Origin of the sequence: Methylophaga pinxianii, assembly GCF_020447225.1 — a bacterium.
In the GTDB taxonomy this organism is placed as follows: Bacteria; Pseudomonadota; Gammaproteobacteria; order Nitrosococcales; family Methylophagaceae; genus Methylophaga; species Methylophaga pinxianii.
Genome location: NZ_JAJAEO010000065.1, coordinates 1 through 666, shown reverse-complemented (window position 1 = coordinate 666; position 666 = coordinate 1). Strand labels below are relative to the sequence as shown.

Below are 666 nucleotides of genomic sequence, written 5' to 3'. Positions count from 1 at the left end.
GCATTCCACAGTTTGTTGCAGAAATTGCGATAACCGGCAATCCGATTCATATCAAAGTTAATATCACGGCCGGTAGTGGCCAGCGAGGCAAAGGTAAAGCGCAGGGCATCAGTACCATGTGGCGCGATACCTTCCGGGAATTCCTTGCGGGTGGCTTTTTCAATTTTGGCAGCCAGCTGGGGCTGCATCATGCCGCTGGTGCGTTTGGCGACCAGGGATTCCAGATCGATACCATCAATAATGTCGATGGGATCCAACACATTACCCTTGGATTTTGACATTTTCTGACCATGCGAATCACGCACCAGACCATGGATATACACTTCTTTAAATGGCACCTCATCCATGAACTTAATGCCCATCATCATCATCCGCGCCACCCAGAAAAAGATAATGTCAAAGCCGGTGACCAATACACTGGTCGGATACCAGGTTTTTAATGCCGCATCATCGGCTGGCCAACCCAGGGTGGAGAAAGGCCATAAGGCGGAAGAGAACCAGGTATCCAGCACATCCTCATCCTGTCTGAGTGCAACAGAATCCGATAGTTGATGTTTTTGACGCACATCATCTTCATCCTTACCGACATAGATATTGCCCTGTTCGTCATACCAGGCAGGGATACGGTGTCCCCACCAGATTTGCCGGGAAATACACCAGTCCTGA

1 protein-coding gene is annotated in these 666 nt (G+C 49.5%); it reads right to left on the bottom strand.

Annotation, left to right across the window (positions count from 1 at the left end; translation table 11 throughout):
* Positions 1–666, bottom strand: a 666-nt coding sequence (locus tag LGT40_RS00300) for a class I tRNA ligase family protein (protein ID WP_226343107.1), incomplete at both ends; no start/stop codon positions are given.